19 protein-coding genes and 1 pseudogene are annotated in these 22,486 nt (G+C 69.5%); 9 read left to right on the top strand and 11 right to left on the bottom strand.

Annotated features, from left to right (window positions below):
- Positions 1–23: 23 nt before the first annotated feature.
- Both ACIRDX_RS06300 and ACIRDX_RS06295 read right to left on the bottom strand, forming a co-directional pair.
- Positions 24–1,250, bottom strand: coding sequence for an MFS transporter (locus ACIRDX_RS06300; RefSeq protein WP_396624550.1), 1,227 nt, complete (start codon positions 1,248–1,250; stop codon positions 24–26).
- Positions 1,251–1,521: 271 nt separating this feature from the next.
- Positions 1,522–2,352 carry an ATP-binding protein gene (locus ACIRDX_RS06295; RefSeq protein ID WP_396624549.1) on the bottom strand — a complete coding sequence of 277 codons (831 nt, stop codon included), beginning with the start codon at positions 2,350–2,352 and terminating at the stop codon, positions 1,522–1,524.
- A gap of 254 nt (positions 2,353–2,606) precedes the next feature.
- Here ACIRDX_RS06295 and ACIRDX_RS06290 point away from each other — a divergent pair, with 254 nt between their 5' ends.
- Positions 2,607–4,040, top strand: a complete 1,434-nt coding sequence (locus ACIRDX_RS06290; RefSeq protein WP_396624560.1) for a coniferyl aldehyde dehydrogenase — start codon at positions 2,607–2,609, stop codon at positions 4,038–4,040.
- A 40-nt stretch (positions 4,041–4,080) separates the two neighbouring features.
- On the opposite strand, the gene ACIRDX_RS06285 is transcribed toward ACIRDX_RS06290, so the two are convergent.
- Positions 4,081–5,001 carry a PEP-CTERM sorting domain-containing protein gene (locus tag ACIRDX_RS06285; protein WP_396624548.1) on the bottom strand — a complete coding sequence of 307 codons (921 nt, stop codon included), beginning with the start codon at positions 4,999–5,001 and terminating at the stop codon, positions 4,081–4,083.
- A gap of 69 nt (positions 5,002–5,070) precedes the next feature.
- On the bottom strand, positions 5,071–6,024 hold the full coding sequence (locus ACIRDX_RS06280; RefSeq protein WP_396624547.1) for a threonine/serine dehydratase: 954 nt from the start codon (positions 6,022–6,024) through the stop codon (positions 5,071–5,073).
- Between ACIRDX_RS06280 and ACIRDX_RS06275 the strand changes: the two genes are divergently transcribed.
- Complete coding sequence (locus tag ACIRDX_RS06275) at positions 6,023–6,661, top strand: MBL fold metallo-hydrolase (RefSeq protein ID WP_396624546.1); 639 nt, start codon at positions 6,023–6,025, stop codon at positions 6,659–6,661. The genes ACIRDX_RS06280 and ACIRDX_RS06275 overlap by 2 nt on opposite strands.
- 280 nt (positions 6,662–6,941) lie before the next feature.
- Positions 6,942–7,325 carry a low affinity iron permease family protein gene (locus ACIRDX_RS06270; RefSeq protein ID WP_396624545.1) on the top strand — a complete coding sequence of 128 codons (384 nt, stop codon included), beginning with the start codon at positions 6,942–6,944 and terminating at the stop codon, positions 7,323–7,325.
- 52 nt (positions 7,326–7,377) lie between these two features.
- Here the strand turns inward: ACIRDX_RS06270 and ACIRDX_RS06265 are convergent, their stop codons facing one another.
- The 3 genes from ACIRDX_RS06265 to ACIRDX_RS06255 form a co-directional block, all read right to left on the bottom strand.
- A complete protein-coding gene (locus ACIRDX_RS06265; protein WP_396624544.1) occupies positions 7,378–7,857 on the bottom strand; it encodes a DUF3592 domain-containing protein in 480 nt (159 codons plus the stop codon).
- A 133-nt stretch (positions 7,858–7,990) separates the two neighbouring features.
- Positions 7,991–8,905, bottom strand: a complete 915-nt coding sequence (locus ACIRDX_RS06260; RefSeq protein ID WP_396624543.1) for an alpha/beta fold hydrolase — start codon at positions 8,903–8,905, stop codon at positions 7,991–7,993.
- Positions 8,906–9,004: 99 nt separating this feature from the next.
- Positions 9,005–11,890, bottom strand: coding sequence for a S9 family peptidase (locus tag ACIRDX_RS06255; RefSeq protein WP_396624542.1), 2,886 nt, complete (start codon positions 11,888–11,890; stop codon positions 9,005–9,007).
- Between the two features lie 237 nt (positions 11,891–12,127).
- Between ACIRDX_RS06255 and ACIRDX_RS06250 the strand changes: the two genes are divergently transcribed.
- Together ACIRDX_RS06250 and ACIRDX_RS06245 are read left to right on the top strand one after the other, a co-directional pair.
- Positions 12,128–12,358 (top strand): DUF6364 family protein, encoded by a 231-nt coding sequence (locus tag ACIRDX_RS06250; RefSeq protein ID WP_396624541.1) that lies wholly within the window; start codon positions 12,128–12,130, stop codon positions 12,356–12,358.
- On the top strand, positions 12,355–12,792 hold the full coding sequence (locus tag ACIRDX_RS06245; RefSeq protein ID WP_396624559.1) for a PIN domain-containing protein: 438 nt from the start codon (positions 12,355–12,357) through the stop codon (positions 12,790–12,792). Before ACIRDX_RS06250 ends, ACIRDX_RS06245 begins: the two co-directional genes overlap by 4 nt.
- Here ACIRDX_RS06245 and ACIRDX_RS06240 read toward each other — a convergent pair.
- Positions 12,787–13,932: pseudogene (locus ACIRDX_RS06240) on the bottom strand (glycoside hydrolase family 5 protein); the annotation flags it as partial. The gene ACIRDX_RS06245 and the pseudogene ACIRDX_RS06240 overlap by 6 nt on opposite strands.
- A gap of 113 nt (positions 13,933–14,045) precedes the next feature.
- Here ACIRDX_RS06240 and ACIRDX_RS06235 point away from each other — a divergent pair.
- Genes ACIRDX_RS06235 through ACIRDX_RS06225 form a run of 3 tightly spaced genes read left to right on the top strand, consistent with a single transcriptional unit; the run spans position 14,046 to position 17,526 of the window.
- Complete coding sequence (locus ACIRDX_RS06235; protein WP_396624558.1) at positions 14,046–15,017, top strand: sugar ABC transporter substrate-binding protein; 972 nt, start codon at positions 14,046–14,048, stop codon at positions 15,015–15,017.
- Positions 15,014–16,543, top strand: coding sequence for a sugar ABC transporter ATP-binding protein (locus ACIRDX_RS06230; protein ID WP_396624540.1), 1,530 nt, complete (start codon positions 15,014–15,016; stop codon positions 16,541–16,543). The genes ACIRDX_RS06235 and ACIRDX_RS06230 overlap by 4 nt, the downstream gene beginning before the upstream one ends.
- Entirely contained in the window at positions 16,540–17,526 is a 987-nt protein-coding gene (locus ACIRDX_RS06225; protein WP_396624539.1) for an ABC transporter permease, read from the top strand. The genes ACIRDX_RS06230 and ACIRDX_RS06225 overlap by 4 nt, the downstream gene beginning before the upstream one ends.
- A gap of 41 nt (positions 17,527–17,567) precedes the next feature.
- Here ACIRDX_RS06225 and ACIRDX_RS06220 read toward each other — a convergent pair whose 3' ends face one another.
- The 3 genes from ACIRDX_RS06220 to ACIRDX_RS06210 are packed head-to-tail and all read right to left on the bottom strand — an operon-like array spanning position 17,568 to position 20,804.
- Entirely contained in the window at positions 17,568–19,220 is a 1,653-nt protein-coding gene (locus ACIRDX_RS06220; RefSeq protein ID WP_396624538.1) for a M28 family metallopeptidase, read from the bottom strand.
- Between the two features lie 41 nt (positions 19,221–19,261).
- Positions 19,262–19,594, bottom strand: coding sequence for an FHA domain-containing protein (locus tag ACIRDX_RS06215; RefSeq protein ID WP_396624537.1), 333 nt, complete (start codon positions 19,592–19,594; stop codon positions 19,262–19,264).
- 16 nt (positions 19,595–19,610) lie between these two features.
- The gene (locus tag ACIRDX_RS06210; protein WP_396624536.1) at positions 19,611–20,804 is read right to left on the bottom strand and encodes a Re/Si-specific NAD(P)(+) transhydrogenase subunit alpha; all 1,194 of its coding nucleotides are present in this window, start codon (positions 20,802–20,804) and stop codon (positions 19,611–19,613) included.
- A 405-nt stretch (positions 20,805–21,209) separates the two neighbouring features.
- On the opposite strand from ACIRDX_RS06210, the gene ACIRDX_RS06205 reads away from it, so the two are divergent.
- Positions 21,210–22,409, top strand: coding sequence for an efflux RND transporter periplasmic adaptor subunit (locus ACIRDX_RS06205; RefSeq protein ID WP_396624535.1), 1,200 nt, complete (start codon positions 21,210–21,212; stop codon positions 22,407–22,409).
- Positions 22,410–22,486 lie beyond the last annotated feature (77 nt).

Raw genomic sequence — 22,486 nt, 5'->3', positions numbered from 1 at the left:
TGACGCATGACGCATGGACGGCATTACGCGCCGCGTTTCGACGCGGCCAGTGATGCCGCCCATGCGGCAGCTGGTGCGAGGAAGAAGGCGCCGATCCACGTCGCCAGGGTCCGTGGCGCGATGTGCAGCGTGTCGAGGCCGTAGCCGGTGAGCAGGATCGCGGCGGCCGACACGAACGTGTGGAGCGCGAGTTCGATGGCGAAGATGCGGCCGCGCACCCGCGCCTTGACCACCAACTGCAGCAGCACGGAGCTGAGCACCCACAGCAGCGTGCCGAATACGTGGGCCCACACCACGGCCGCCGCGCCGGTCCACAGCGTGGGCGCGTTGGCCAGGGCGAGGTAGCCCAGCGACGCCAGACCGTAGCACCACGGGACGAGCGCGCGCAGGCGGCGCTCGTCGCGGGCCTGCGCGGCCCGCGCCAGCAACGCGCCGCCGATGGCGCCGACGCCGCGCGCCGCGAAGAGCACGCCGATGCCGAGGGCGGCTGTCTGGCCCGGCGTGGTCGGGAACACGCGCTGCCCGAACACGGTGAGCAGCAGCATCATCCCGCCGGCCACGGCCCAGACCGCCTTGATGCTCAGCAGGGCGATGGTCGCGGGGTGCTCGCGCAGGTACGCGAGGCCGTCGCGCATGCCGAGGCCCGCGCCCTTCGCGGCGTGCGTGTGGTGCGTCTCCTCGACGTGCAGGCCCCGCAAGGCGGCGGCCGAGGCGAGGAACGACAGCCCGTTACACAGGAAGGCCGCGTCGCGCCCGACGAGCACCGTGACGGCCCCGCCGACCGACGCCCCGATGGTGAGCATCACGGCCCACGTCGCCGCCGAGAGCGCGTTGGCGGTGATCAGGTGCTCGCGCGGCACCACGTCGGGCAGCATCGCCGTGCGTGCCGGCTCGAAGAACGCGGTGGCGATCACGCCGAGGGTCACGAGCAGGAAGGCGAGCCAGATCTGGTCGGCCGACCGCACGAACACCAGGCCGGCAAACAGCACGGCGCGGGCGAGGTCGGCGCCGATCATGAGCGTGCGGCGCGACATGCGGTCGGCGACCACGCCGGCGATCGGGCTGATCAGCGCCAGTGGCAGCAACTGCACCACCATCATCGCCGCCACGAGCGTAGCCGAGCCGGTGAGGTCGAGCAGCAGCGCATACACCGCGACGGCGTTGAACCAGTCGCCCAGCTGGCTCACCACCTGCGCGATCCACACGCGGCGGAACTGCGGGTTGTGCAGGAGTAGTGCCGTGAACGTCATGCCGCGCTACCAGCCCTGGCCTCTGGACGTTCGTGCCGGGTTGGCAACGGCTCGGCAAACGACGCGGAGCAGGGCTCGGAACCTCCGGCGAACGGGACAGGCACATCGTCATGCTACGGCAGCACCTGCAGGTGTTGCTTTCCGAGGCGGCTCCGGTGCGACGGCTCTTCGGACTCGGCCGTCCCAGGGAACTGGACGGCGTCCGCCAATCTCGCCGGCGTGATCAGCGGATTCCCTTCGATGAAAGGCGCCCGATCGCGAGCGCGTGCGGTCAGCCGAGGTGCTTCAGCAGGAGGACCTCGTTGCCGGCGTGGCTGTAGATGACCTCATCGACGAGCCTGCGGGTGAGCAGCATCCCGTAGCCGCCGGGGCGCAGGCCCGCCTCGATGCGCCGCTGCATGTGCGACAGCGGGTCGTTGCCGGTCGCGGCGTGCGGAAGCGCATCCTGTGCGAAGCCGGGCCCGGGGTCGCGGAAGTAGAACGCCAGCGCCCGCCTGGTCCGGATCGCGTCCACGCGCACGTCCTTCTCGGGATCGAGGCCCGCGCCGTGCTCGATGGCGTTCACCAGGATCTCGCGGAACGCGAGCAGCAGGTGGTCCATCTCCGGTTCGTCGAAGAGGCGGCGATGCAACTCATCCATGAACGTGACGAGACGGTCGGCCGTCACCAGCTGCGCGCTGACACGCAGGGTGATCCAGTCGCGCGTCGCGCCGATCACGCGAATGCCGTACTCGGTGCCGTTGTCGGCCTCGACGGCTTTCCCGACGAGGTTCGCGATGTGGGCCGCGTCGAAGGGCCGCGTGAACACGGCGAAGACCTCTGCCCGCAGCGAGGCGAGGACCGCCTCGGGCGTTGCGGAGTCGGCCAGGAAGATCGCACGGATGCCGGGCCGCAGCGCACGCGCCTGCTGCAGGAACGCGAGGTCCTCGTCGAACGTGGAGACCGGGCTCATCAGCAGCGTGTCGAACGGCTTGGCCGACAGGCGCTCGAGGCCCGCTGCCGCGCCCGTGACGTACTCGACGTCAAGGTCCTCGAGCCCGGGCAGGCGCGTCACGATGTCGTCATCGTCCGGGCGCTGGCGTACGACGAGCAACCGAGCCATGGTCTAGGTGGCCCTCTGGTTGCGCATGCCTTCCCCAACGAGCACGCCCCGACGAGCGAACGGGTCCGTACCACGAGGGGCAGGGTGAGGGTGAGGCGCCATTCGCGACACGTGACGAGGCGACGGCGGCACCGCGCTACCCAGTTGATCGAACGCGATGTGCTGCTGCACTGGGGTGTCTACCGCTACAGGCATGTGCCAACGAGCGTACGATCCGGTCGACGTTTCCACAACGAGGAACCCTCATGTCCGTCATGCCCCAGCCGGGCCCAGCCTCCATCGACGCCGTGCGCGGCGAGCTCCAGGCCACGTTGCAGATGCAACGCGACGCCTACCTGGCGCACCCCTACCCCACCTTCGCGGAACGCGAGGCCGACCTGTTGAAGCTCAAGGCGTTCGTCGTGGACAACCGCGACGACCTGGCAGACGCCATCAGCAGGGACTACGGACACCGATCCAGGCACGAGTCGCTCTTTGCCGAAATCGTCAACGTGATCGACGGGGTGGACCACGCCATCAAGTCCCTGAAGGCCTGGATGAGGCCGCAGAAGCGCCACATCGACCTGAAAACCTTCATGGGCGCGTCCAATCGCGTCACTGCCCAACCGCTGGGCGTTGTCGGCGCCATCATTCCCTGGAACTTCCCGATCTGGACCAGCTTCAACGGCCTGATCTGCACGTTTGCCGCCGGCAACCGCTCCATGGTCAAGATGAGCGAGAACTCCCGGCAGACCTGCGCGCTGTTGATCGAGCGGATTCCGAGGTACTTCTCTCGCGACAAGCTGGCGTTCTTCGACGAGACCGGCGGCGTCGGCGTGGAGTTCTCGAAACTGAAGTTCGATCACCTGATCTTCACCGGCTCGGGTGCCACCGGACGCGCCGTGATGGCCGCAGCCGCCAGCAACCTGTGCCCCGTCACGCTGGAGTTGGGCGGAAAGTCCCCTGCCATCATCTGCGACGACTTCCCCCTCGAGACCGCCGCCGAGCGCCTGTTGTTCGGCAAGTGCTTCAATGCCGGCCAGGTCTGCACGACCGTAGACCATACGTACGTCCCACACGGAAAGGTTCAGGACTTCGTGGCCCTGGCCAGGACCATCGTCAGCGGCCGCTACCCTACGCTGGACAGTCCCGACTACACCTCCATCATCGACGAGCGGGCGTTCACGCGAATCACCAGCGCCCTGGAAGAGGCTCGCGACAAGGGAGCCACACTGGTACAGCTCATCCCCGGGACACCATGGGATGCCACCACCCGGAAGATTGCTCCGCACATCGTGCTGAACGCTCCGGCTGACTGTGAGCTGCGCACCCGCGAGATCTTCGGCCCGGTCATGCCGGTGATCGGCTACACCGATATCGAAGAACCCATCACGGCGATCAACGCAGGACCTCGCCCGCTGGCCCTCTTTCCGTTCAGCAACGACAAGCGCAAGGTCCAGCACCTGATCACCCACGTGATGTCAGGCGGAGTGACCGTCAACGACTGCATCTACCACACGGCACAACACGACATGCCGTTTGGCGGTGTTGGCGAAAGCGGCATGGGCCAGTACCACGGCTACGAAGGCTTCCTCACCTTCTCCAAGATGCGCCCCGTGTTCTACCAGGCGTCGTTCTCGGCCATCAGGTTCATGTGGCCACCGTACGGCAGGTTCGCGACCAGGTACCTCGATTCCCTGACGAAGTAGGCATGTCCACGGCCCATCGGCCTCGCCTGGGCCGCGTGGCCTATCTGGCAGCGCAGCGCTCGGCGGTCACGGGCTTGGCCGTGACCTTCGGCGCCGCCGTCACCGTGCTGCCCAGTTGATCGAACGCGATCTGCTGCAGCGCGCTGACTTCGGCGCGCGACAGCCCCAGCTCGAATCCCGAGCACTCGGCCTCGCCCAGCGACCGCGGATCCCGCCCCGTCACGCTGCCGAAGATCACCAGTGCCTCCAGGTAGTACCCCGCCGTACTGGCGTGGTACGAGTCGTACGTCCAGAGATTGAGCTTGCCTGCCTCGATGCCGTCGTAGGGATTCGCGTCGGCCACGCCCGCCTGCATGGCGCGGGTCCAGGCCTCTCCGACCGGGATGACCGCCTTGACCCCAGCGGGGCCAGCCGCCTTGTCGTACGCGGCGCGAATGTCCCGCGCCATCGTCTCGATGGTCTCGCCCGTCCAGGCCCCCTTCGCCGGGTACACGTGATCGGCGCGCGCCCACGTCGCCATGGTGTAGATGGCCACGTTCGGGTTCTTGCCGCGAAGGACGTCGGCCATCTGCTTCGTCGTGGCGACCAGCTTGGCCGGATCGCGGGGCTTCTGGGCATCGAGCAGGCTGAAGCCGTGCATGACGACGGTGTCCCAGCCCCGCGCGCCGATCACGTCCAGCTTGTTGGCGAGGTGGAAGTCGAGCCCACTGCCGCCACGCGTCTCGAGCGCCACGTCGTAATCGAGCCCGGCCTGCTGGGTGAACGACTTGAACAGCGCCGGGACGCCGCCGATGCCTTCGTCGTTCAGGTCGGTGACGGTCGCCGAGCGGTAGAACCGCACCGCGGATCCCGTGCCATAGAGGAAGCTGTTGCCGATGAACAGGATGCTGATGCTCGCGGCAGTGCCCGTGCTGCCGAAGGCGAACATCAGGACGGCGATCAGGGCGCTCACCGATTTCATGGCGCCCATTCTGCCCTATTCATCCAAGGGCCGCCGATGGCTGCGTGGGCCTGCCTTGCACGCGGCCGGCTACGAGGCGAGCACGCGCGCCAGCGTCGGCGCGTCGATGTTGGCGCCGGTGATCAGCAGCACCAGCGGGTCGGGCAGGTCGTCGAGCACGCCGCCGAGCAGCGCGCCGACGGCGATGCCACCCGCCCCTTCAACCACCAGGCGCTCGTGCGCGAACAGCGCGCGCACGCCGTCGACGAGGCAGGCTTCCGGCACGAGGCGCACGGGGACGCTGCGCGCCTGCACCAGGTCGAACGTGAGCGCGTTGGGCTCGAGGTTGCCCGTCAGCCCGTCGGCCAGCGACTCGCCGGGCGTGATGGTGGTGGTGTGCCCAGCCGCGAGCGCGCTCGTGAAGGCCGGGTTCACTTCCGGCTCCACGCCGATCACCGGCACGCGGCCGTTCGCGCCGATCGACACCCCCGACAGCAGGCCGCCCCCACCCGTCGGGACGATGATCGCGCCGGCGTTTGGCATGTCTTCGAGCACCTCGAGGGCGATCGTCCCGGCCCCGGCGATCACGTCAGGATGGGCGTAGGCCGAGATGAACAGCCCGTCGCCTGCGGCGCTCGCGGCGATGGCGCGCGCTTCCGCGGCGTCGTAGTCGACGCAGTCGGCGACAATCGTGATGCCGGGCCCCCGCAGGCGATCGAGCTTGGCGCGCGGGGCGTCCTTCGGGACGTAGATCGTGAGCTGCGCGCCGAGTTCACGTGCGATGCTCGAGAGTGCGACGCCGTGGTTGCCGGCCGAGGCGGTGACGAGCGGCGGCAGCGTGCCCTCGCGCTCCTCGAGCGCGAGCAGCGCGTTGACGGCGCCGCGCCGCTTGAAGGCGCGGGTTCGCTGCAGCGTCTCGAGCTTGAGCCACACGTCGCGTCCCGTGGCGGCCGACAGGGCCTCCGCTCTCAGCAGGGGCGTGCGCGTGACGAAGGGCGCGATGCGGCGGGCTGCCGCCTGGACGTGTTCGAATGAGACCGACATGTTGATCGAATCGTGTGCCGTGCCGCCGTTCGAGAAGAACGGCTACGTGGTGGCCTGCCCGGTGACGGGCGAGGCCATCGTCATCGACCCCGGTGCCGAGGTCGACCAGTTGATCGCCATTGTCCGTCGAACGGGCGTCTCGGTGCGCTACATCATGCTCACGCACTCGCACCTCGACCACATCGCCGGCTGCAACGAGGCCAAGGCCGAGTGGGACGTGCCGCTCGTCCTGCACAAGGACGACCTGTTCCTCTACGAGCGGGCCGTGCAGCAGGGGGTGGCGTTCGGCTTCAGGATGCGCCCCCAGCCTCCCATCGACGCCTGGTTCGACCAGCAGCCCGAGTGGACGTTCGGCCAGTGTCGCCTGACGGCGCATCACACGCCCGGCCACAGCCCGGGACAGGTCTGCCTGCAGGTGGGTGTGGGTGACGGACCGGCCGACCGCCTGTTCGTCGGCGACACCCTCTTTGCCGGTTCGATCGGCCGCACCGACCTGCCGGGGGGTGATCACGCCACGCTGCTGCGCTCGATCCGGGAGGTGCTGCTGCCGCTGGGCGACGACGCGATCGTGTATCCCGGGCACGGACCGACGACGACGATCGGGCAGGAACGGCGGACCAATCCGTTCTTGATCTAGCGAACGCCGAACGCCGAACGCCGAACGCAGGGCGCACGGCGAGGCGGTCAGGGACACGCAGCCGCCGGACAGCCCTAGCTCGTCGAAGGTCAGGCGGCGACGGGGCAGACGAGCGAACCCGGCGTCGTGCCCATGAGGCTGATGGTCTGTGCCTCGTCAGGAATCCGTGTTCGAGGCCCGTCGCGTCGACATGGCTGCAGCTCGACAGGCAGCGTGCCGGGGCAAAGCGCAGGTGCCGCCGCACGGTGAGCTGCCGCGCGAACGCGTCTACAGTGTCGACATGCGCGACACCTTCCGGAGCATCGCCGACCGCACCGCCGTCATCATCGGCTCGCCATGGACGTTCGTCGGGTCCGTGATCGTGACCGGCGTGTGGCTCGTCCTCGGGCCGGTCTTCCAGTACTCGGACACCTGGCAACTGACGATGAACACCCTGGCGTCGCAGGCGACGTTCCTCGTCGCGTTCCTGCTGCAGAACACGCAGAATCGAGACACGCGCGCGCTGCAGCTGAAGCTCGACGAGCTCCTCCGCAGCACGACGGGCGCCCGCAACGACCTCGTGCAGCTCGAGAACATGTCCGATGACGAGCTCGATCGCCTGCACGAAGAGTTCGAGACGCTGAAGCGGCGGCGGTCGGCACGAGAGCCGCGAGGTCCTGCCTGACACCGCACGCGAAACGTTGCCACGTCGCTGGCGGCAAGGGGTGGCCAGGAGGTCAGCGGCGACGCCGCGACAGGGCGCGCCACAGGCTGAGGACGCCGACCGCGGCCAGCATCAGCGGCAGCAGGACCACGGCCACGCGCGTGGTGGCAATGCTGTCTGTGGTGGAGAAGGGCTTGTCGGGTACATCAGGCAGCACGATCACTGCGAAAGGGCTGCCCACAGTGAGATTCGCAAGGTCGCCGGCCAGTTCGAATTGCTGGTCGGGCGTGAACGTGACGCCACCGAACGTGTAGCGCACCCTCGCCATGCGGTAGGTCTCGTACTTCCCACTGATCGTCTCGCCTGTCGGCGATGTCGCCTGCCGCCGCTCGTCTTCGACACCCGCGATCGTGCCTTGCACAAGCGTGCCTTCAGCCTTCAGGCGCGCGAGTCGCCCGCGTTCGGGCCCGCCCTGCACCCAGACGAAGGAGGCCAAGGCCAGCACCAGGCCACCGAACAGGACGAGGGCCATGCGGGTCAGCAGGGCTTTCACGTCGTCATTATCGGCGAACTCCCTGGCTGGAACCTGCTGCGCGCCAATCGCGGCGGCCGCTCACGGTGTCGTGCGCTGCGACCGCGGAAGCACGCGGTAGTCCAGCCGGCGATTCGATTCGTGCTGGCTCAGGTCAGCGGGTGTGGGTGGCCAGGAAGGGCAGGATGTCGGCGCAGAGGGCGTCGGGCGCTTCTTCCGCCAGGTAGTGGCCGCACTCGAGTGCGCGGCCATCGACCGATTCGGCCACACGTCGCCATTCGTGCAGCACATCGAAGCACTGGGCAATGACGCCGTGCTGCCCCCAGAGCACCCTGAGTGGCACGCGCAGTCGACGACCAGCGGCGCGGTCGTCACGGTCGTGTGCGAGGTCGATGCCCGCGGACGCGCGATAGTCTTCGCAGATCGCGTGGACCGTGGCCGGGTCGCTCGCGCACCGCTCGTACTCTGCCAGCACATCGGCAGGAAATGGAGCGAGACCGGCGTGCCTGCCGCCCAGGAGGCTCCGCACATAGAGCGCCCCGTTCAGTCCGATCAGCGCTTCAGGCAACGGGGCCGGCTGGATGAGGAAGAACCAGTGCCAGTACGCGCGAGCGAACGCGTCGCTCGTCTGCTCGTACATCGCCAGGGTCGGCGCGATGTCGAGCAGGACCATCGCACGCACACGATCCGGATCGTCCAACGCGAGGCGGTGCGCCACACGCGCGCCACGATCGTGCGCCACGACAAGGAACCGATGGTGGCCGAGCGACGCCATCAGCGCCACGAGGTCGGCGGCCATGACGCGCTTGCTGTAGGTCGAGTGATCGACGGCGCCTGCGGGTTTGCCGGAGTCGCCGTATCCACGCAGATCTGGCGCGATCAGCGTGAAATGCGGTGCCAGCGACGGCCACACGCGATGCCACATCAGGTGCGTCTGCGGATGACCATGCAACAGAAGCACGGGCGGCCCGGAGTGTGCGCCGACACGCACGTTCAGCGTGATCGCGTCAGCCCCCCTGCCGACGGCGACACGCTGCGCGCGGACGTCGCGCAGCGTCCTACCTGACATGGGCTCTGGTGCGCGCGAGGCGCGGCAGACCAGCGCGCTGCACGAACAGTGGGTCGACGCAGTCCAGGTCACCACGGGCCATGGAGTCCACCAGTGCCGTCAGCGCCGGGATGGCACTGGCGGCGTGTGCACCGCGCAACACGCGGCGTTCCGCTGCCGGAAGAACCAGTCCGTGATGTAGGCCACCTTGGCGATGTGGTGGCTGGGCCGGGCCCGCGCACCGTGGGGCGCACCGGGCAAGCGGACCAGTTCCGTTGGCACACCGCGCAGCCGCAGCGCCGTGAACCACGCTTCGGACTGCCCGAACGGCGTGCGATGGTCCGCATCGCCGCCCATCACGAGTGTCGGCGTCTGCACGCTGGCCACGCGCGACAGTGGCGACTGCTCCCAGTAGTGTGTCGGGTTCTCCCATGGTGTGCCGCGCAGCCAGCGGCCCTGAAAATGCGAGCCATTGTCGGCCGTCAGGACTTCGCTGGTCCAGTCGATGACCGGATACAACACCGCCGCGGCACGGAAGCGCGTGGTGCGCGCCGTGAGCCAGGCCGTCAGCAGACCACCGCCGCTGCCACCAGTGACGTAGAGCTGCGCCGGATCGGCAACGCCGCGAGCCACCATCGTGTCGACCGCCGTCAGCAGGTCGTCGGCATCATCGCCGGGGTAGGCCTTGTCGATCATCCGGGCGAACGCTTCGCCGTAACCCGTGGAGCCTCGTGGATTCACGTACAGCACCACGTAGCCCTGCGCGGCCATCCACTGCTTCTCGATGTCGAAGCGATCACCGTAGGCGGCGAAGGGACCGCCGTGGATCTCGAGGATCATCGGATACGCCTGTCCCGGTGTGTAGCCGGGAGGCGTGATGATCCACGACTGGAAGCGCTGGCCATCCCTGGACGATGTCGCCCAGAACGACGAGACCGGTCCCACCAGCCGGTCGGCGAACACATCATCATTCACCGCGGTCAGCTGCGTCGGTAGTGCACCAGCCGCGGCGGCGAACCAGATGTCGCCTGGTGTCGCTGCCGAGCCTCGCGTGAGCGCCACTGCGCCGCCGCGACTCTGCGAGAACGCCTGCCCGCCGCCGTAGGCGTCGAGACCGCTGGCCAGCGAGTCGGTCATCAATGTCGTCGAGCCATCGAGCATGACGCGCCAGAGCCCGACCCGCCCTTCGCGATCGGCGAGCAACAGCAGGCCACTGCCATCGGGGAGCCACTGCGGGTTGTCCACTGCGGCATCGAACCCGGCCGACAGCAGGCGCGGTGTCGCGTGATCACCACGCGGGATCAGCCAGAGCCTCGGCTGGGTCCAGGCGTGCCCGGCATCCTCAACACTGACGAATGCGAGCCACTTGCCGTCTGGAGACACCACCGGCGACCGGTTCGTGCCGCGCCGACGGAACACCGGCGTGACCGCGCCGTCGCTGACCCGCACCTCGAACAGATCCGAAGAGCGCGACGTCAGGTCGGGTGACGGATCACCGTTGGCGGTGACGATGAGCGCTGCGCCGTCCGGCGTCCAGATGCCGGGAGTCGCGCCGTACGCCCGTCCGTACTGCAGGGCGCCACCGGAGGTGACCTGTCGCGCCGTGCCGCCGGTTGACGGCATCACGAACAGTTCCGCGCGACCGCTCGGCAGCAGTCCAGCCCCGTCGCTGCGGTACCGCAGGTCGGTGGCGACAATCGCGGCCGGTGCCCATGTGGCCCCAGACGGTGCCGAGGGCATTCCCGCCGGGACGTGTGGCGGCGATGCGACGAGCATCGCAAACGCGATCTGCGCTCCATCGGGCGAGAGCGCAAACCACTCCGGTGTGGCCGGCAGCTTGGCGAGCCGCACGGTCTGCTCACTGCCGACGTCGCGACGGAACAGCTGTGTGGTCCCATCCACGCTCGACAGATAGATGATCGCATCGCCCGATGGCGTCCATCGGGGTGCCCGATCCTCTCCGTCGCCAGCGGTCAGGCGCCGGTGCACCGATGCGTCCGCGTTCACCATCCAGAGCTGCGTCACCGCCCGGTCGCGCATGATGTCGTGGCTCTGCCGCACGTACACCACGCGCGTGCCATCCGGCGAGAGCTGCGGATCGCTCACCGTCTCGAGACGGAAGAGATCGAGCGGTGCCAATGGTGTGACCGCGCGGCGCGCCACCGTTGCGACCCGCGCCGCAGTCGGCACCAGATCGTGTCCCTCCGGGGGCAGGTCGTAGCCCGCGAGCGCCAGTCGTGGCGCTCTGTTCGGCGCGCGCGTGATGCCCCATGGCGTCACGGGGGTGCGATGGAGGAAGCCGCGCACCTCGGCCTCGGTCAGTCGCGACACCGTTCGCTGGCCGGGGCGGTACCAGCTATCCACCTTCTGCCACGCTCCGTCCACTCGCGCCACGACAATGTAGTGATTGGCCGACCCTGCGGTGGGTGCGCGGCTCGGGCGTGCTCCCTTGCCGAGATCGGCATCGGCACCGACGATGAAGACCGCGTGCGCATTGCGTCGCAGATACTCGTGCACTGCGCGGTCACGCTCCGCGACAGTGGCCAGCGTCACCCCGAAGAGCGGTTCGGCGTCCAGCCCGAGCACATCGAGCATGCGATGGAATTCGTCGCTGGCCGATCGCCGTGACGAGACGATCGCGCCGCTCGCGTCTGTCACGGGTTTGGTCGATCCGATCGCCCCTGCCACGCCGTCGACATCAGCGTGCAGGTAGAGACGCTCCTGCACCCGGTGTGCGGTGGCGATCGTGTGGTCGGGCGGCAATCCGAAGAGACGTGCCACCGTGTCGATGCTGCCGCCCAGCAGCACGAACGCGTTCAGCGATGCCGCCGCACCGCAGCGCGCATCGTCGCTTCGTGTGTCATCGAGCCGATCCAGCTGCGTGAGGTACGCGACACGCGCGAGGGGTGACGACGTGCTGAGCGTGTCGGTCTCCCGCCCCTGCGCGACCACGCGGTCCGGAGCGGTGAGTGCGGCGAGAACTGCCAGCGCGAGGAATCGGTTCATTGGAGGCAGACGCGGTTGGAGGCGGATGGTATGCCCCTTGTGTGGCGGCAGGCAACACCAGGCCGCCGCCGGGACCAGCGTCGGTGGAGTGTCGCCGTTCGTGTCTCGCTCTCATGACAGGCTGGCCGCGGTCCGCGCCGCCGGCCGACGAGGCCGGCACCGTGCGCTGGACTCGCGTGAACGGCCGCATCGCGCGTTGCATGCCGCATACGTACGGATTGTGCTAGATTCGTACGTATGCGGAAGCTGACACTGAGCGTCGATGCGCAGGTCATCGAACGCGCCAAGCGGTACGCCAGAGCCAACGGCACGTCGGTGTCGCGACTGGTCGAGAAGATGCTCGACCTCGCCTCGGCTCCCGCCCCCGACCGCATGGAGGTCCCGCCGGTGCTGTCGCGGCTGCGCGGTTCCCTGCGCCGCGGCACCACGCGCGATTACCACGCCTATCTCGAGCGGAAGTACCGGTGAAGCGGCTCCTGCTCGACGTCAATGTCGTACTCGACGTGCTCCTCGATCGTCGCCCGTTCGCCGACGCATCAGCCGCCGTCTGGGCGGCGGTGGAACAGGGACGCGCCGAAGGGTTGCTGGCGGCGCATGCCGTGACCACCATCCACTACCTGAACGCGCGCGCGGTGGGCGTCCGCATGGCCGGAGACACGACCGACGCGCTGTTGGGCGTCTTCGATGTGGCCCCCGTGGACGACGTGGTCCTGCGTGCGGCGGTGGGGCTCGGCTGGAAGGACTTCGAAGACGCCGTCACGGCCGCCGCGGCCCGCCGCGCGAAGTGTGATGCCCTCGTCACGCGCAACCCTAAGGACTTTCCTCGGTCGCCCGTGCGGATCCTCACACCGGCGGAGGCCATGGCCTGGATCACGGCGACACGCACAGCGCGGCCTTCCTGATGCGAGCCTGCGCATGATGGGGTCGAACACCGTGTTGGGTCCGCGCGGCAGCACGTAGGGCTTCCCCTTCTCCTGCGCCTCCCAGTATTGCCACGGCAGTCTGCCGGCGCCGAGCTCGTAGTCCATGGCGTCCCAGGTGTCCTCGCGGAACGCGTAGAACGCCCAGTGCACGCCGTCCGCCTCCAGCGCAGCAAGCACGTCCTCGAGATAGCGCGGACAGTCGCTCCAGGTCCGCACACAGCCGAACTCGCCGGCCACCAGGCGATTCATCGGCACGTGGTGCCGCTTCGCCCAGTCGACAGGTTGCTGCAAGTAGGACTCGATGCGGGCCGCGTTCCATTCGACGTCGGTCCCACCGAACGGGGCCCGTCCTGGATACCGGTACGGCACCTGACGCTTGATGTTAGGCGCGCTGGTCGCCGCCCACGGCTCGTACATGTGATAGGCATACAGCAGCCGGTCATCCCGGAGTGGCGCGGGCCAGTAACTCCATCCGTCGGCGGCCGCGTAGAAGCCACCGTCGAGCATCACCGGAACCTCCGCATCGACCTCCCGCACCGCCGCAACCAGCAGCGCGTAAAGAGCCGGCAGATCGCGCGTGCCACCGCGCACCTTCTCGTACCATGCACGCATCGTCTCTGGCGGCGAGTGTTCCTCCAGGCCACCCCTGCGCTCGGGAACGGGCTCGTTGATCAGGTTCAATGCCGCTATGGCCGGATGACCCTCGAGGGCCCCGGCCAGGTCGCGCCAGAAGGCGGCCGACTGCCGCCAATACCGCTTGTCGTTCCACAACCGGTCGTCGAACTGGTTGCCGTTCTGCTGGATCCAGCGCGAACCCGGCAGTGACAGCGGCGTGACGACCACCTTGAGTCCCGCCGCATGCGCGTCGTCCAGCACGCGACGAAGCGTCGCCAGGTCCTCGGGCACGAGGCGCTGATAGTCGTCGAGGCTGCCAAAGAGGAAATCCCGCTCGCGGGACTTCCACTTGCTGAACGTGAGGCGCACCCAGGTGGCGCCGTATCCGCGCAACGCACGGAAGTACTCGGCGTCCGGTGGAGTGCCATTGAAGCTGTTGGCGCCCCGCTGGGGCGTGTTCCAGAAGTGCATCGGGTCGGCTGCGAACGCCGGCACCGACAGCATGCTCGCGAGAAGCAGGGCGATTGATGTGCGGGGCACGGCCCCGAAGTGTATCCGCTGGCCGCCACCGTGCTGCGGACGTGTGCGACGCGCGGGCGGCTGCCCACCGGCCTATCATTGCCGCCATGGTCCGCAGACGCTGGTGGTTGACCGCCCTGATGGGCGTGGTCGTCGTGGGATGTGGCGCGCCCTCGGGTGGCGACGGCCAGGCCGAGTTGCCAGCGCCGACGCTTCCCGGCCGCCCGCGCATCGCGCTCGTGATGAAGTCCCTGGCCAACGAGTTCTTCGTCACGATGGCCGACGGGGCCCGGAAGCATCACGAGTCGCACCACTCGGACTACGACCTCATCGTCAACGGGATCGGCAACGAGAGCGACATCACGCAGCAGGTGGCCCTCGTCGAGCAGATGCTCGCCCAGCGCGTCAGTGCCATCGTCATCGCCCCGGCCGACTCACGGGCGCTCGTGCCGGTCCTCCGGAAGGCCCAGCAGCAGGGGGTGATCGTCGTCAACATCGACAACAAGCTCGACGCGGAGACGTTGACGGCGGCTGGGCTGCGCGTGCCGTTCGTCGGCCCCGACAACCGCGCCGGGGCGCGCGCGGTGGGGGCGGTTCTCGCGGCGGCGCTGCCGAAGGGCGCGTCCGTGGCCATCCTCGAGGGCATCCCGACGGCATTCAACGCACAGCAGCGCCGGCTCGGCTTCGAAGACGCCATGGCGACGGCCGGCATGCGCGTGGTGTCGGTGCAGAGCGCAGCCTGGGAACAGGACAAGGCCAACGCGATCTCGGCCGCCCTGCTGCGCGAGCATCCGGACCTGAAGGCCCTGCTCGCGAGCAACGACAGCATGGCGCTCGGCGCGGCCGCCGCCGTCCGCCAGGCGGGGCGCACCGGTCAGGTGCAGGTCGTCGGCTTCGACAACATCGCGGCAGTCCGCCAACTGCTCGACGACGGCCGCGTGCTCGCGACGGCGGATCAGCACGGCGACCAGCTCGCGGTGTTCGGCATCGAGGCCGCGCTGCGGATCCTGCGGAAGCAGGCGCCGCCTGAGGATCGCCAGACGCCCGTCGACGTGGTCACGAAGCGGTGAACACCGACATCGTGCTGGCCGTGCGCGGCCTCTCGAAGGCCTACGCCGCCCCGGTGCTCGTCGGCGCCGATCTCGACGTGCGGGCCGGCGAGGTGCACGCGCTGATGGGCGCCAACGGTGCGGGCAAGTCCACGCTCGTGCGCATCGCGTGCGGCCTGACGCCTGCGGACGCCGGCACGATGACGCTCGCCGGCACACCGTACGCGCCGGCATCACGTCGCGCCGCCGACGATGCTGGTGTGCAGGTCGTGCTGCAGGAGCTGAACCTCGTTGCCTCGTTGAGCGTGGCCGAGAACCTGTTCCTGGCTCGGTTCCCGCATCGCTTCGGCGTGATCGATCGCGCCACGTTGCACACGCGTGCGCGACAGGCCCTGGACGCGGTCGGGCTCGGCGACCTCGATCCCCGCACGCCGGTGCACCGCCTTGGCGTCGGGCAGCAGCAGCTCGTGGAGATCGCCGCGGCGCTGACGCGCGAGTGCCGCGTGCTCGTGCTCGACGAGCCGACGGCGGCGCTCGGCGCGGCCGAGGTCAGCCGGTTGTTCGGGCACATCCGACGCCTTCGCGAGCAGGGTCTCGGCATCCTCTACATCACGCATCGCATCGACGAGATCGCACGCATCGCCGATCGCGTGACCGTCCTGCGTGACGGCCGCGTGGTCGACACGCGCACGGCGGCGTCGTTCGATCAGGACGTGCTGCTCGACCTCACCGTCGGCCCGGCCGCCAGGGAGCCTTCGGAGGCGTCGCCGACCCGTGCGCGCACCACGGGCGACGGCGATCGTGGCGTTGCGCTGCATGTGCACGGGCTGTCCCGTGGCCACGCCGTGCGCGACGTCAGCTTCCACGCCGGCAGGGGCGAGATCGTCGGCTTGTCAGGCCTCGTGGGCTCTGGCCGTACCGAGACGCTGCGGCTGATCTTCGGCGCTGATGTGCCCGACGCCGGGCACGTCAGCCTCGGCGACGGCCCACCGCTGCGCCTGCGGAGTCCGGCCGACGCGGTGCGGGCCGGCATCGGCCTGTTGCCGGAGGATCGACGGACGCAGGCCTTGCTCCTCACGCAACCGGTGCGCGCGAACATCACGCTGGCGGCCATGGCGCGGGTCTCGCGCGCACGCACGTGGGTCGACGCCAGCCGCGAGACGCAGGTCGCCTCGACGCTGGCGACACGGCTCGACGTGCGCGGGCACGGCCTCGAGCAGGCCGCTGGCACACTGAGCGGCGGCAACCAGCAGAAGACCGTGCTGGCCCGGTGGCTGCTGCGCGACTGCGCCGTGCTGCTCGTCGACGAGCCCACCCGCGGCATCGACATCGGCGCCAAGCAGGCCATTCACGAACAACTCCGCGAACTCGCCGCCCGCGGCACCGCGCTGGTGGTCGTGTCGAGCGAACTCGAGGAACTGATGGCGATCTGTGACCGCATCGTCGTGCTGGCGGCCGGGCGCGTCACCGGCACGTTTGCGCGCGCCGACTGGAGCGAGGACGTCCTGATGCAGGCCGCATTCGCCGGCCAGGGACGACCGGCATGATGGCCGCGCCTCAGCCCCCACGTGCGACCGGGCGCTACCAGGCGATGGAGGCCGAATACGCCGCGCTGGTCGTGGTGTTGCTGCTGCTCATCGCGTTGTTCAGCGCGGCGGCCGACCACTTCTTCACCCGACTGACCTTCACCACGCTCGCCAACCAGGTGCCTGCGCTCACCGTGATCACGGTCGGCATGACGCTGGTGCTGGTGGCCGGAGGCATCGACCTGTCGGTCGGTTCGGTCATGGCGCTGACCGCCGCGATCCTCGGTGTGGCGCTGGCCGGGTGGCACTGGCCCCTGCCGTTGGCTCTACTCGCCTGCGGCGGCATCGGAGCGCTGACCGGTCTCGTGAACGGGATCGTGACCGTGCGCTGGGCGCTCCCGTCCTTCATCGTCACGCTGGGGATGCTGGAGATCGCGCGTGGCGGCGCCTACCTGGTCACCGACTCCCGGTCGGTCTTCGTCGGCGCCGGGCTCGATGCGATCGGTGCTCCGCTGCCGTGGCTCGGCCTGTCGCCCGCGTTCCTGGTCGCCGTGGCGCTGGTGATCGCTGGCCAGTTGCTGCTCACGCGCACCGTGTTCGGACGCTACCTCGTGGCGATCGGCACCAACCGTGAAGCGGTGCGCCTGTCCGGGATCGCGTCTGCGCCGGTGGAGGTGGCGGTCTTCACGCTGTCGGGCGCCCTGGCCGGCCTCGGCGGGGCGTTCCATGTCGCCTATCTCGAGTCGGTCGACCCCAACGCCGGGATCGGGCTCGAACTGTCGGCGATCGCCGCGGTGGTCATCGGCGGCACCAGCCTGCGCGGTGGCCGAGGCTCGGTCGTCGCCAGTTTCCTCGGCGTCCTCATCATCGTCGTGCTGCAGGCCGGCCTCGCGCAGGTCGGGGCGTCGGAGCCCACCAAGCGCATCGTCACCGGCGGCGTGATCATCGCGGCCGTGGTGCTCGACGCCATCCGTCATGGATGGCCCCAGAGGGCGGCTGGCTGACCTCGAGGCCCCCTCAGGAACTCCTTCAGCCCGGCTGGCGATCAGTGCGTGCCGGGCGCCTTGGCGAAGCGACGGAAGAAGGACTCCGGCATCCAGGCCGGCCGGGCCGGGCGGTTGGCCACCTGCACGGCCAGTCGGCCGATGACCTCGGTGAACCCGACTGCAGCGGCGCGGTCGATGGGCTGCTGCAGGTCGTCGGACGGTGCGTGATACCGATCCTTCGTCCACGCCGCCTCGATCGCCGCTTCCGGTGACCCCGGCTCGACGCCGACCTTCATCGCGAGTGACGGAATGCCCTCGCGGATGAAGCTGTACTGGTCGCTGCGGATGAAGCGGTTGCGCAGCGGCTGCGGATCGGCCAGGACACCGAGGCCCACCGCCTGCGCGACGGCGCGCACGTCGTCGCCGAGATCGGACTCGTCGAGGCCGAGCACCATCAACTTCCGCAGCGGATAGAGCGGCAGGAACATGTCCATGTTGATGTTGGCGACGATCGCCCCCCGAGGCACCGTCGGGTGGCGTGCGAAGTAGCGCGACCCGAGCAACCCCTTCTCCTCGGCGGTCACGGCCACCAGCAGGACGGACCGCTTCGGCTTCGCGGCCACGATGGCCGACGCCGCCTCGATCAACGTGGCGATCCCCGAGGCGTTGTCCATCGCGCCGTTGTAGATCGCGTCACCCGCGATCGGCGCGCCGACGCCGACGTGATCGAGGTGGGCCGTGAGCACGACGTACTCGCTGGCGAGCGCGCTGTCGCTGCCGCGCACCAGCCCGACGACGTTCTGCGAGGCGACCGAACGCGTCTCGGTCGCGACGCGCGCGCGCATCGACGTCGGCAACGCGAAGTGCGGCAGCGGCTGGCGCGTCTCGGCGAGGGCCATCAACTCGGCCAGCGTGTGGCCGGACCCCGCGAACAGCGGCTCGGCAAACGCGGCGTTGTAGGTCACCGACACCTGCAGTCCTGTCGAGTCGCCGAGGGACGCGTCGGCCAGGGCCATTGCCGGCGCGAGCCGGTTCGCCGATGACCGTTCCCACGGCACGTCGGTCGTCTTCGGGTTGGGGATGCTGATGAGGCCGATGGCGCCGAGGCGGCGCAACGTCTCGGCGCGCACCCCGGCCGACTGGTAGTGGGCGCTGAGGGCGCCCGGCACGTTCGACGGGCTGCCGATCAGGTGGACCACCACCTTGCCCTTCACGTCGAGACCGGAGAAGTCGTCGATGCCGACCTCAGGCACCTGCAATCCGTATCCGGCGAACACGAGCGGCGCATCGACGCTCGGCGCCGGGTCGAGGCGCATGCCGAAGATGGCCTGTGCGCCGAGCGTGACGGGCGTCGCCACGCCGTCCTTCACGAGGTCGAGGCTCGACCGGTCCTCGAGCAGCCGGCGCGACGTGAACGCCACCGGCTGCAGGTAGCCCTTGCCGGCACCCGGAGCCAGGCCGGCCGCCTTGAACTTCGCGGCGACGTACTCGGCCGCCTTGCGGTGTTCGGGACTGCCCGTCTCCCGCCCTCGCATCTCGTCGGACGCCAGGAACGCGACATGCGCGAACCAACGCTCGGCGGCGGCGCTCGTCGCACTCCACGAGGGTGCGGGCGGTGTCGGCGCCTGCGACCAGGCTGGCGGGGCGACCGCCAGGGCCAGCGTCGCGAGGGCCGCGATCGGCAAGTGGTGCGCGCGAGTGCGGAGGGCCATTCGCGGCACGGTAGCACAGCGCCCCGGCCGGAGGATGGCGCCTAGGAGCTGACCTCGAGCGTCGTCTCGACCTGATTGAGCGGGGCGTGGACCAGCACCAGGTCGACGCGCCCGACGCGCAGGGTGTCGCCGGGCAGGAGCGTCGCCTTGTGGACACGCCGGCCGTTCACGAACGTGCCGTTCGTGCTCTGCAGGTCCTCGACCTCGAGCTGCCCGGTCGGCTGGGCCGTCAGGCGGCAGTGCAGGCGGGACACCATCGCCGCGTCGACGATGAAGTCGGCGCGGACGGCGCGGCCAAGCGTCTTGATGGTGCCGGGCATGAGCCGGAAGGTGAGTGCAGGCTCATGCCCCTGGACCGTTCGCAGAATCCACATCGTGTCGCGGGTAATTCTACGCCGGGCTGCCCGCCGCCACGGGCGCGGCCAGCGGCGCCAGGCCGAGGGCCTCCCGGAGGCGCGGCGCCACGACCTCACCCTTGTGGGTCACCAGGACCTCGCGGGTGATCTCGTCGGCCGGGTCGATGACCAGGTCGCCAGCCTTGCTCCGCAGGTGTGCCAGCACCGTCGTCAGGTTCTTGGCGTAGAGCTGGCTGGCGTGGAACGGCACGGTCGCCGGCAGGTTCGTGGGGCCGAGGATGGTGACGCCGTTGGGCGAGATGACCGTCTCGTCGGCCTTCGTGAGCTCGCAGTTGCCGCCACGCTCGGCGGCCAGGTCGACGATGACCGAGCCCGGGGGCATGGCCGCGACCATGTCGGCGGTGATGAGGACGGGCGATTTCTTCCCGGGGATGGCGGCGGTGGTGATGACCACGTCGCTGTGCGACACCACCTTGGCCATCGTCTCGCGTTGCCGGCGGTAGAACGACTCGTCCTGCGCGGCCGCGTAGCCGCCCTGGCCTTCGGCCGCGGCGGTGTCGAGCGGCAGCTCGACGAACTTGGCGCCGAGGCTCTCGATCTGCTCCTTGACGGCGGCGCGGACGTCGTAGGCCTCGATCTTGGCGCCCAGGCGCTTGGCCGTGGCGATGGCCTGCAGCCCGGCGACGCCGGCGCCGATCACGAAGCACCGCGCCGGGTTCACCGTGCCGGCGGCGGTCATCATCATCGGGAACATGCGGGGGAGCGTCGCGGCGGCGAGCAGCACGGCCTTGTAGCCGGCGATGTTGGCCATCGACGACAGCGCGTCCATGCTCTGCGCGCGCGTGATGCGCGGGATGAGCTCCATGGAGATGACGGTGGCGCCGGTGCCGGCGAGCGCCTTGGCGGCGTCGGGGGCCCCCAGCGGGTCGGCGAAGGCGATCACGGTGTGCTTCGCGCCCAGCCGGGCCACGTCGGCGTTGCCGTGCGTGCCGGCGGCCGCGCCCGTGCGCACCTGCAGCACCACGTCGGCCTTCGCGAACACCTCGTCGCGGGAGCCGAGCGTCGCGCCAGCCGCGACATAGGCGTCGTCGGGGCACCCGGCGCGGACGCCGGCCCCCTGCTCGACGATCACCTGCGCGCCCGACTTCACCAGAGCGGGCACGCTACCAGGGACGAGGGCAACCCGGTCTTCGCCGGGTACCAGTTCGCGCGGGATCCCGATGACCATGGCCCGGGATTGTACTCCTCCGGGGCACCGCAGCGTCGCGGTCGGACCCACGCGTCGGCTTCGTGTCACGGGCTGCACCCTTCCAACCCCTCCGGATCGTTCTTCTCGTGTAGGCGGGCGCTGACACGCTGCCGGAGAGACTCACGGCTCAGGGCCCAGGGCCCAAGGCTCAGAGCATCCAAAGGGCTCGGCTCAGGGCACCAGGGCGGGGGGGCGATGGGATGTCGGGGGCCTCGCCCGGTTAACCGATCGCCGTGAGGCGCGTTGTGGTGGGTAGGGGGACGTGCATCCGGAGCGAGGCGGCCACCGCCGCCGGCCGCTCCCGGCATGAACCCGGGGACTCGCGCTTCCGTCCAAGTGTCCGTCCAGGCACACCGGGCCACCCGGCCCGAGCGGAGAGTTTCGATGATGACGAAGATGAACAAGCGCCTCGGCGTGCTCGCGGCGGCAGCCCTCGTGGCCGGGGGCGGACTGTACGCCTGGTCGTCGATGACGCCGGCGCAGGCCACGTTCGAGCCGTCGCGCCTCGCCACGGTCGAGCAGGACACGATGGTCCGGTCGGTAGTCGCGACGGGCAAGGTCGAGCCGATCGCCAAGGTCGAGATCAAGTCCAAGGCCAACGGCATCATCGAGCGGCTCCACGTCGACGTCGGCGACGTCGTCAAGGCTGGCGACGTGCTGGCCGAACTCGACAAGGAGAACCTGCTGGCCCGCGTGCGTGAGGCGAGCGCAAACGTGCAGGCGGCCGAGGCGGCGTTGCAGGCAGCCCGTGCGCAGCTCGAGAAGAACAAGATCGAGGCCGAGGGCCCCGACGTGGAGTTCGCGCGTCGTGCGGCGCGACGGGCCGAGGACCTGTCGGCGCAGAAGCTCGTGCCAGCCTCCGAGCTCGACGCGGCGCAGAGCACCTACGAGCAGGCGGTCAACCGCCAGAAGATCGCCAAGGGCCAGCTGGTCGTGTCGACTGCGCGCGTGTCCGAGGCCAGCGCGCAGGTGTCGCAGGCGCGCGCCAACCTCGAGCGTGCGGAGGAGGAACTGCGCAACGCGACGATTCGCGCGCCCATCGCCGGCATGGTGCTCACGCGCGACATCGAGGTGGGCAGCCCGGTCTCGTCGATCCTGAACATGGGCGCCGCGGCGACGCTGGTGATGACGCTGGGCGACATCAAGGAAGTGTTCGTGCGCGGCAAGGTCGACGAGGCCGACATCGGCCAGGTGCGCTTCGAGCAGGCCGCCCGCATCAGCGTCGAGACGTTCAAGGACCGCAAGTTCGACGGCCGCGTCACGCTGATCTCGCCGATGGGCGCCGAGAAGGACAACGTCACCACGTTCGAGGTGAAGGTCTCGATCGACAACCCCGGCAACGAGCTGAAGGCCAACATGACGGCCAATGCCGAGATCATCCTCGAGCAGCGCCCCAACGCGTTGATCGTGCCGGAAGCGGCGATCGCCTACGACGCGGAGCGCAAGGCCTCGGTGGACCTGTTCGACCCGAACCAGCCGACGGGCCGCCGCACGGTGCCGGTGAAGGTCGGCATCAGCAACGGCACGCGCGCCCAGCTCCTCGAGGGCGTGAAGAAGGGCGACAAGGTCATTCTGCCGTCATAGAAGAGCCGGGGAGCGGGTATCGGGTATCGGGGAGCGGTTCTCCCCCACACCGAGGGTCGGTGCCCCGCACACCCCGT

Origin of the sequence: Luteitalea sp., assembly GCF_044337415.1 — a bacterium.
Lineage (GTDB): Bacteria > Acidobacteriota > Vicinamibacteria > Vicinamibacterales > Vicinamibacteraceae > Luteitalea.
This window is presented reverse-complemented; position numbering and strand designations above follow the sequence as displayed.

Excerpts from the sequence above, each read along its gene's own strand:
- ACIRDX_RS06260 (WP_396624543.1), bottom strand. The coding sequence starts at position 8,905 with ATGTCAGGTAGGACGCTGCGCGACGTCCGCGCGCAGCGTGTCGCCGTC.
- ACIRDX_RS06280 (WP_396624547.1), bottom strand. The coding sequence starts at position 6,024 with ATGTCGGTCTCATTCGAACACGTCCAGGCGGCAGCCCGCCGCATCGCG.
- ACIRDX_RS06215 (WP_396624537.1), bottom strand. The coding sequence starts at position 19,594 with ATGTGGATTCTGCGAACGGTCCAGGGGCATGAGCCTGCACTCACCTTC.
- ACIRDX_RS06210 (WP_396624536.1), bottom strand. The coding sequence starts at position 20,804 with ATGGTCATCGGGATCCCGCGCGAACTGGTACCCGGCGAAGACCGGGTT.
- ACIRDX_RS06270 (WP_396624545.1), top strand. The coding sequence starts at position 6,942 with ATGCGCGACACCTTCCGGAGCATCGCCGACCGCACCGCCGTCATCATC.
- ACIRDX_RS06290 (WP_396624560.1), top strand. The coding sequence starts at position 2,607 with ATGCCCCAGCCGGGCCCAGCCTCCATCGACGCCGTGCGCGGCGAGCTC.
- ACIRDX_RS06220 (WP_396624538.1), bottom strand. The coding sequence starts at position 19,220 with ATGGCCCTCCGCACTCGCGCGCACCACTTGCCGATCGCGGCCCTCGCG.
- ACIRDX_RS06295 (WP_396624549.1), bottom strand. The coding sequence starts at position 2,352 with ATGGCTCGGTTGCTCGTCGTACGCCAGCGCCCGGACGATGACGACATC.
- ACIRDX_RS06255 (WP_396624542.1), bottom strand. The coding sequence starts at position 11,890 with ATGAACCGATTCCTCGCGCTGGCAGTTCTCGCCGCACTCACCGCTCCG.
- ACIRDX_RS06285 (WP_396624548.1), bottom strand. The coding sequence starts at position 5,001 with ATGAAATCGGTGAGCGCCCTGATCGCCGTCCTGATGTTCGCCTTCGGC.
- ACIRDX_RS06225 (WP_396624539.1), top strand. The coding sequence starts at position 16,540 with ATGATGGCCGCGCCTCAGCCCCCACGTGCGACCGGGCGCTACCAGGCG.
- ACIRDX_RS06250 (WP_396624541.1), top strand. The coding sequence starts at position 12,128 with ATGCGGAAGCTGACACTGAGCGTCGATGCGCAGGTCATCGAACGCGCC.
- ACIRDX_RS06275 (WP_396624546.1), top strand. The coding sequence starts at position 6,023 with ATGTTGATCGAATCGTGTGCCGTGCCGCCGTTCGAGAAGAACGGCTAC.
- ACIRDX_RS06205 (WP_396624535.1), top strand. The coding sequence starts at position 21,210 with ATGATGACGAAGATGAACAAGCGCCTCGGCGTGCTCGCGGCGGCAGCC.
- ACIRDX_RS06300 (WP_396624550.1), bottom strand. The coding sequence starts at position 1,250 with ATGACGTTCACGGCACTACTCCTGCACAACCCGCAGTTCCGCCGCGTG.